The organism is Marinimicrobium sp. UBA4209 (genome assembly GCF_002381585.1).
Classification (GTDB): Bacteria; Pseudomonadota; Gammaproteobacteria; order Pseudomonadales; family Cellvibrionaceae; genus Marinimicrobium; species Marinimicrobium koreense.
This window is the reverse complement of the sequence record NZ_DFTP01000103.1, coordinates 90,972-97,423: the sequence shown is the minus strand read 5'-3', so window position 1 is coordinate 97,423 and position 6,452 is coordinate 90,972. Positions and strand designations below refer to the sequence as shown.

The 6,452-nt window shown below is 62.9% G+C and carries 5 protein-coding genes; 3 read left to right on the top strand and 2 right to left on the bottom strand.

Annotation, left to right across the window (positions count from 1 at the left end):
* Together B3187_RS15195 and purE are read right to left on the bottom strand one after the other, a co-directional pair.
* A partial coding sequence (locus B3187_RS15195; RefSeq protein ID WP_286807314.1) for an ATP-grasp domain-containing protein occupies positions 1–994 on the bottom strand: 994 nt, incomplete at its 3' end.
* Positions 995–999: 5 nt separating this feature from the next.
* Positions 1,000–1,509: a 5-(carboxyamino)imidazole ribonucleotide mutase gene (gene purE, locus B3187_RS15190; RefSeq protein ID WP_123638210.1), complete on the bottom strand. Its 510-nt coding sequence runs from the start codon at positions 1,507–1,509 to the stop codon at positions 1,000–1,002.
* Positions 1,510–1,703: 194 nt separating this feature from the next.
* Between purE and senA the strand changes: the two genes are divergently transcribed.
* The 3 genes from senA to selD all read left to right on the top strand — a co-directional run bounded on the left by senA (position 1,704) and on the right by selD (position 6,410).
* Entirely contained in the window at positions 1,704–3,041 is a 1,338-nt protein-coding gene (gene senA / locus B3187_RS15185; protein ID WP_286807313.1) for a selenoneine synthase SenA, read from the top strand.
* 20 nt (positions 3,042–3,061) lie between these two features.
* On the top strand, positions 3,062–3,808 hold the full coding sequence (locus B3187_RS15180) for a putative 4-mercaptohistidine N1-methyltransferase (protein WP_286807312.1): 747 nt from the start codon (positions 3,062–3,064) through the stop codon (positions 3,806–3,808).
* 325 nt (positions 3,809–4,133) lie between these two features.
* Positions 4,134–6,410: a selenide, water dikinase SelD gene (gene selD, locus B3187_RS15175; protein WP_286807311.1), complete on the top strand. Its 2,277-nt coding sequence runs from the start codon at positions 4,134–4,136 to the stop codon at positions 6,408–6,410.
* Positions 6,411–6,452: the final 42 nt, after the last annotated feature.

Sequence of the window (6,452 nt, the reverse complement as noted above, 5' to 3'; positions counted from 1 at the left end):
CGCTGTCCATCAAGGCCTCCACATTGGGCCGGTGCAGATTCACATGCCCCACCTTGCGCCCGGGGCGAATTTCCTTCGCGTACCAATGCACATGGGCGCCGGTCACCCCGAGCCACTCGGTGCGCCAATCCCGCCCGAGCAGGTTGTACATCATGGTCACACCGTAAACTTCCGGAGTGATCAGCGGCAAACCCGCCACGGCCCGCAGATGCAGCTCAAACTGGCTGATATCCGCCCCGGCCTGGGTCCAGTGGCCGGAGTTGTGTACCCGGGGCGCCAGTTCGTTGACCAGCAGATGCCCCTCTTCCACAAAGCACTCCATGGCCATCACACCGACATAGCCCTGATCATCCATAATACGACCGAGCCATTCCTCGGCCAGTTGCTGCTGCTCGGCGGGTACATCCAGATTGCCCACGCTCGCCCGCAATATGCCGCTCTCGTGCCAATTACGGGTGAGCGGATAGAAAACCTTCTCGCCGGCACGATTGCGCGCGCCCACCAGAGAAACCTCGTGGCTGAAGGGAATCATCGCCTCGGCGATACACTCATTGGCCCACTCGGCCAGCACCGGCTCGCCCGGCTGCCAGCGCCATTGGCCACGACCGTCGTAGCCTCCGCGGCGACGCTTGATCACCGCCGGGCGGCCCAGTTCATCGAGCTGTGCGACCATGCCCGCCTCGTCCCCCAGGGACACCCAGGGGGCGGTGGGCACATTGAGTCGATCCAGCAGGCTTTTCTGCCGCTCCCGGTCGATCACCGAGTGCAGTGCCGTGGCGTTGAGAAAATTCGGGTGGTCTTTCAGTTGCACACCGCGCGGAGAGTCCGGCCAATGCTCCAGCTCGACAGTAATCACATCGCTGTCGCGCAGCTCCAGCCGGTCATCACTGGTGGGATTGACCGGCATCACCTCGATCTGCATGGGCGCGGCGGCCTGCTGCAGCATCTGGCCCAACTGGCCGTTACCGGCCACGATAATACGCGGAACACTCATGAGGCTTATTCGCTCCTCGGATCGGGATTGTCCAGTACGGTCTGCGACTGCTGCTGGCGCCAGGCGGCGATGCGTCCGGCCAGCTCGGCATCGTCGGTCGCCAGAATCTGGGCCGCCATCAGGCCGGCATTGAAGGCACCGGCACCGCCGATGGCCAGGGTACCCACCGCAACGCCTCGGGGCATCTGCACAATGGACAGCAGGCTGTCCTGACCATTGAGCGCCTTACTCTGCACCGGCACACCCAGCACCGGCAGAATGGTCTTGGCGGCGATCATGCCCGGCAGATGGGCGGCGCCGCCGGCACCGGCCACAATCACCTTGTAGCCCTGGTCCGCCGCGGTTTCGGCAAACTGGAACATTTTGTCCGGCGTGCGGTGGGCCGACACCACTTCGGCGTGGTATGCCACCCCCAGAGTATCCAGAATCTGGGCCGCTTCGGCCATGGTGGGCCAGTCGGACTTTGAGCCCATCACAATGGCCACTTTCGTTGCCGTTACCGCTTTGTCTGCCATAGCGCTCTCCAATAAACGCCGCCGGACGGTGGTCAAGCCACCCCCGGCGAGGGGTCCCGGCACAGACCGGGAAATGGAAAAAGGGCGGGATTATAGCAAGGGATCCCCGAAATTGCCTGTTTTTCCGCCCAACGGGGCGCCTATTTAGGCAATGTGTTATCGTCCTCGTGTCATGCCATTTTGAGGAGTTCGCGATGGACGACAGAGACAGCCTGCTGCAGGCGCTGGACGACACCCACCATCGGATGCACGAATTGGTGGAGGCCCTGGGCAATGACCGCCTTCAGGTGCCCTACCACCCCGGCGTCAATCCGCCGCTGTGGGAGTTCGGTCACTGCGCCTTCTTTTACGAAGTCTTTGTGCGCAAGGCGCTGGACGGAGTGGCCTCTTACGACCCCTCAATGGACGAAATCTGGGACTCCTTCCACCTGGACCACGAAGACCGCTGGCGGGCCGACCTGTTTCCCGGCAAGGCGGACACCCTGCGCTACGTGGACGCCATTCACCAGGCCATACGTCAACGTATCCTGGAGCAGCCCCTCACGGATCAGGCCCACTACCTGACCAAATACGCCATCTTCCACCAGAATATGCATCTGGAGTCGATGATCTGGTGCCGTCAGACCGAGGGTTACCCGGTGCCACCGGGCAGCCGCCCCGAACCGACCGCGAGCGCTGATCCCGCCGCTCTGGGCGATGCGGACATCCCTGCCGGGCGCTACACCATCGGTATGCCGGCCCATTCCCCGGAGTACGCCCGGCGCGACTTTGCCTTCGATAATGAAAAGCCCGGCTTTGAAGTGCACGTCCCGGCCTTTCGTATTGCCCGAACCCTGGTCAGCAACGGCGACTTCCGACGTTTTGTCGAGGACGGAGGCTACCAGCGGCCCGAGCTCTGGACCCAGGGCGGGCGCAAATGGCTGACTACCGAACAGGACCTGAATTTCGGCAGCGGCGAGCCCCAGCGTGGCACCCCAGCCCACCCCTATTATTGGCGCAAGACTGAAAACGGCTGGGAAGAGCGGCATTTCGACCAGTGGCGCCCCCTCCATGACGACTACCCGGTCAAACATGTGACCTACTGGGAGGCCGAAGCCTACTGCCGCTGGGCGGGCCGCCGTCTGCCCAGCGAAGTCGAATGGGAAGTGGCCGCCCTGGGCAACCGTCCCGGCGAGCCGCATCGGCGCTACCCCTGGGGGGATACGCTGGATTCAAGCCGGGTGGATATGGACGGTACCGGTCTGGCCAGCCAGCCAGTCACCGCCTTGCCCGAAGGCGACAGCCCCTTCGGCTGCCGGCAGATGCTGGGCACCCTCTGGGAGTGGACCAGCGACCAGTTTTTCCCCTATGACGGCTTTGCCATCGATATGTACCCTTTCATGTCCACTCTGCAGTTTGGCGACCACAAGGTCACCAAAGGCGGCTCCTGCGGCACCTCATCGCGGTTGATCCGAGGCAGCTACCGCCAGGCCTACCTGCCCAATCGACACGATGTGTTTGTGGGCTTTCGCACCTGCGCCCTCGACAACTAATCCATAACCGACCAGAGCCCATGACCGACAAGAACCCCTACGAAACCGACGAACTGCTCGGCCAATACCTGGATTTCCACTACGGCCCCAGTCACTTTGACGTGCCCAACTACCCGAAGGCCTGTATCGAGCAGGCCCTGGCCCACCACACCGGCACAACCGGGCGGGCCCTTGACCTGGGTTGCGCCGTGGGCCGCAGCAGCTTTGAACTGGCCCGTCGGTTCGACGAAGTCATCGGCATCGACCTGTCACGACGCTTTATCGACAGCGCCACCCGATTGGCCGAGCAGGGCCAGATTCAATATCAGGTCACCCTCGAGGGCGAGCTTATCGAACGCCGAACGGCGGATCTCGCGGCGCTGGAACTGAGCAACACCGCCGGGCGCACCCGCTTTCAGGTCGGCGATGCCTGTGCACTGGATGACACTCTGGGCCGCTTCGATCTGATCTTCGCCGGCAACCTGATCGACCGGCTGCCCGATCCCGCTGCGTTTCTCGCCCAGTTGCCTGCACTGGTCCGCCCCGGCGGCCTGCTGATGATCACCTCCCCCTACACCCTGCTCCCGGAGTTCACCCCCCGGGAACGCTGGATCGGCGGGTTCGAGAGTAACGGGCAACCGGTGCCCATGCTCGACGGCCTGCGCCACCACCTGGAACCGGACTTTGTGCTGCAGGAACCCACCCGGGATATCCCCTTTGTGATCCGGGAAACTGCCCGCAAGTACCAACACACGGTGGCCGAAGTGAGCCTGTGGAGAAGAGCTTGAGTGCTCTCAGTCGACCGATACACCTGCCCCTAAATTCACGTTTGAGAGGCAACTACTAAGGATTTCTCAGTCGTTCGCCAACAGGGGCGAGTCAGGTCTGGTACCGGATCAAAAAGAGCCACCGTTCCAGGCGGTGACCCTGACTACCGCGCTTGCTGTCGGATTACGCCTGCGGCTGATCCGACCTACGGGAAGTCTCGCAGCGAGCGCCAAGTAGGTCGGATTAGCGAAGCGTAATCCGACACCCGCACCGTAGATGAGCGAACACTCAGCATAGTGTATGCTGGAAGTCTTTGACCCCGTTGCAGCGAACCGAGGCCCGCTCATGCATCAACCCGAACAGCCCATCCTGCGCGATATCGTGTTAATTGGCGGTGGCCACAGTCATGTGGGGGTACTCAAACGCTTCGCCATGAAACCCGAGCCCGGGGTGCGGCTGACGGTGATCTGCCGGGATACGCACACGCCCTACTCCGGCATGCTGCCCGGCTATATTGCCGGACACTACAGCTACGATGAAGTGCACATTGATCTGCGCCGACTGGCGGAGTTTGCCGGCGCGCGGTTTTTCAGTGATGAAGCGGTCAATATTGATCGGGCCAATCAGAAAGTCATCTGCCGCGGTCGGCCGCCGGTGCCCTACGATCTGCTCTCCATCAATATCGGCTCCACCCCTCAGGTCAGCCGGGTGCCCGGCGCGGAGCAGCACGCGGTACCGGTCAAACCCATCTATCAGTTCAATGACCGCTGGCAGCAATTGCTCGACCGGGTGATCCATCATTCCGGCACCACCCGGGTGGCTGTGGTGGGCGGTGGCGCGGGCGGCGTGGAGCTGGTGCTTGCCATGCAATATCGCCTGACCCGGGAGCTTCAGGCCATGGGGCGCAACCCTGAAGAACTGGTATTCGACCTTTACACCCGCGATGAAAAAATTCTGCCCACTCACAACCAGAAGGTGCGCAATCACTTTCATCAGGCCCTGGCAATGGGCGAGATCAACCTCTACACCAACGCCGAAGTGACCGCCGTGGACGCCGGGCGACTGCACACCGAAGACGGATACTGGCACGAAGCGGACGAGGTGGTCTGGGTAACCAGTGCCGGCGGAGCCGCCTGGCTGAAGGAGACCGGCCTGGAGCTGGATGACAACGGCTTTATTCAGGTGCGCGATACGCTGCAGACCATGAACGACCCGGCCATTTTTGCCGCCGGGGATATCGCCACTCAGGTAAATCATCCCCGCGAGAAAGCCGGCGTATTTGCCGTGCGTCAGGGGCGCCCACTGGCGGATAACCTGCGCCAGGCCGTGCTGGGTCAACCACTCAAACCCTATCGTCCCCAGAAAAAATGGCTGGCTCTGATCAGCACCGGCAACCAGCACGCAGTCGCGTCCCGCGGCGGTTTTTACGCGGCGGGCGATTGGGTATGGCGCTGGAAGGATTCGATTGACCGGCGCTTCATGGCCAAATTTAACGAACTGCCGCCGATGGACGAACAGGCCATGGCACCGACCAAGCCGAGCCGCGTACCACTGGAAAAAGACGAACAGGACCAGGCCATCTCCGCCATCGCCATGCGCTGCGGCGGCTGCGGAGCCAAGGTGGGGGCGACGGTCCTGTCCCGCGCCCTCTCCACCCTCAAGCCCGTGGAGCGGGACGAAGTGCTGGTGGGCCTGCACGCGCCCGACGATGCCGCCGTGGTGAAAATTCCCGCCGGCAAAGCGGCGGTCCACACCATCGATTTTTTCCGCGCCTTTATTGACGACCCCTATGTGTTCGGCAAAATTGCCGCCAATCACGCCCTGGGGGATGTGTTCGCCATGGGCGCCGAAGCCCAGACCGCCACCGCCGTGGCCACGGTGCCTCAAGGGCTGGAATCGAAAGTGGAAGACACGGTGTACCAGATGATGACTGGCGCGCTGGAGGTGTTGAACGATGCCAACTGTACCTTGGTGGGCGGTCACACCGGCGAGGGCAAAGAGCTGGCGCTGGGTTTTGCGGTCAACGGACTGATTGATGAAAACGACACGGCGCTGACCAAGGGCGGCCTTCAGCCCGGCCAGGTGCTGTTGCTCACCAAACCCATCGGTACCGGCACCCTGTTCGCCGCCCTGCCGCAACTGAAAATCAAAGGCCGCTGGATCGACGCGGCGCTCGCCAGCATGTGCGTTTCCAACCGACTGGCGGCGCAATGCCTGCGCGAGTATGGCTCAACGGCCTGCACCGATCTGACCGGTTTCGGCCTGCTCGGCCACCTGGTGGAAATGACCCGCGCCTCAGGCGTGGATGCCGAACTGAAGTTGGAGGTACTGCCGCTGCTGGAAGGCGCCGAAGAGACCATCGCCGCTGGCGTACTCAGCTCCCTGCAACCGGCCAACGTCCGCCTGCGCCGCGCCATCAAGGATCAGGACCAGTGGGTCGACCACCCCCGTTACCCACTGCTCTTTGATCCCCAGACCGCCGGCGGCCTGCTCGCCTCTGTGCCTGCCGACCAGGCCGACGCCTGTGTGGCGGCGCTACATTCTCTGGGCTACCCTCACACCCGGATCATCGGCCGGATTCTGCCCGAAGGCGATGCGCTGGAGCCGATTCATTTGCGGTAGTCGCCGACGCGGCACGAATCGTAGGGTGGCATAAGGCCGAAG